The sequence below is a fragment of the Bradyrhizobium guangdongense genome, assembly GCF_006483445.1.
GTDB lineage: Bacteria > Pseudomonadota > Alphaproteobacteria > Rhizobiales > Xanthobacteraceae > Bradyrhizobium > Bradyrhizobium guangdongense_A.
The window spans coordinates 1-1815 of record NZ_PPPT01000011.1 but is presented as its reverse complement, the minus strand read 5'-3'; the positions used below and the strand labels follow the sequence as shown (position 1 = coordinate 1815).

Here is a 1815-nt window from a genome sequence, read left to right as displayed (position 1 = left end):
CTTCTCGCATTCATTGCTGTCATTGACGCGGTAACCCGCACGGCACGCGATCTTCACGCAAGCGTCGCCATCAGCCCTGAAGCCGCGCTCGCAGACCAGTGGGCAAACGCGGCCCTGCTTGCTCTTGATCGCGTCGAGGGCGTCGAAGCTGGCCAGCTTGGCGTCGAACTTGGTGCCGGCGTGCTTGTTGAACAGGGTCAGCGAGCGCTGCGCGGTGGCGTTCCAGTCGCCGTCCGATGCACCTGTGAGGCATCCGACGCGACGGAGCTCTGACTGCACCAGCTTTGCGGTCTCCTGCGGCGAGAGGCCGGGCGGTGTCTGAGTTGGAGCAACCGCGGCGACCTTCTGCTCGCCGTCGCGTTGCGCCTTCTCGGCCGCCTGCTTGTCGGCCAGCACCTTGGCTGCGGCGGCCTCGGCATCCTTCCGGCGCTGCTCGGCTGCGGCCGCCTTCGCCTCTTCGGCCTGCTTCGCCTTCTCGGCCGCGAGCCTGGTGTCCTCGGCGGCCTTGGCGGCGGCGGCTGCCTTATCCTGCTCGGCCTTCTTGGCCCGTTCGGCTCCCAGCCTCGTCTTCTCTTCCTCGGCGTGCCGAGCCTTGTCTGCGGCAACGACGCGGTTCTCCTCGGCCGCGATTTTGTTCAGTTGTCCCTTGGCCAAGTTGGCATAAAACCCATCCGGATACTGACCGAGGAATGCAGTCCAACCGTCACGGGTCCCGAGCTGGAGCGCCAACTCGTAGTCCCGGCGAACCGCATCCTGCGGGTTGGCCTGCGGTCCTGTGGCGACCGGCTTCGCCGGAACCAGCGGCACGTCGTCGCCGCCGAGCGAACCGTAAACAAAGGGCTCCTGCTTGTTGCCGGTGGTCTTCAGGACATCGTCGCGGACGAAGCGGAAGGCCTTGCCGAGATCCAGCCCCGGGGTCGGGAGGCGCTCGACCAGAGCGGCTGCGAACGGGCTGTTTTTGGAGTCGCCGTCCGAGGCCGTCGAGCCCGCCTTCGCCGCGAAGGCAATCATCGTATTCGGGCTGGTCGGCTCGACCTTGGCAAGGCCTCGACCGATCGCGCGCGAAGCGATCGTCCGCTTCATCGTCTTGGCAAAGGGATTGTCGCGGCAGGCGTCCAGGATCACAAGACGGAGCTGCTTGGCTGGTTCAATGGCAAACAGGACGCGGTCGAGCGGGAACGTCTCGTCCAACACATCCGTGTCCGTCTCCAGCGTCGCGTCTGTCGGGATCAGGTAGTTGTTGCCGTCCAGCTCGATGCCGTGACCGGCGTAATAAACCACGGCAACCTCGGCATCCCGAGCCTTGCCGCCAAACTCACGCAACGCCTTGCGCATCTCCGACACATTGAGGTCGAGCTTGACGTCGACGGCGTCAAACCCGGCTTTCCTGAACATGCCGCCGACCAGCGTGGCATCGTTCGCCGGGTTGGTGAGCCGGGCCACGTTCTTGTAGGCGGAATTGCCGATCACCAGCGCCACGCGCCGTTCGGCCATTGCCGGTCCGCAGCCGAGCCACACGGCCAAGACGATCAAGAGACAACGAAGCGCGTCCATGACGACCCTTGTTCTCAATTGCAAACTTCCACCATCCCACCTGACGCCTGGATTGCCGAGCTGGTCCTCGACAATTCAGGCGATGATTGCAGGCGACAGCCCTTTTGCACTGGCCGGCATCCCCCTTGCCCGCAGATCATCTGCCCCGTCGCCTGCGGCTTCGCGGGCGCGGCCTCAACCTTCTTCCTCTGGTCGTCTCGCGGCTTGGCGTCCTCGCGCGTTGCGACCGGCTTCTTGTCCTGCACCTTCTCGCATTCATTG

Annotated in this window: 1 protein-coding gene and 1 pseudogene; both read right to left on the bottom strand. The window is 65.0% G+C overall.

Annotated elements, in window-relative coordinates; all coding sequences use genetic code 11:
* A partial coding sequence (locus tag C2U70_RS01755) for a caspase family protein (RefSeq protein ID WP_140976142.1) occupies nt 1-1554 on the bottom strand: 1554 nt, incomplete at its 3' end.
* 14 nt (nt 1555-1568) lie between these two features.
* A pseudogene (locus tag C2U70_RS33370) lies at nt 1569-1815 on the bottom strand (caspase family protein); the annotation flags it as partial.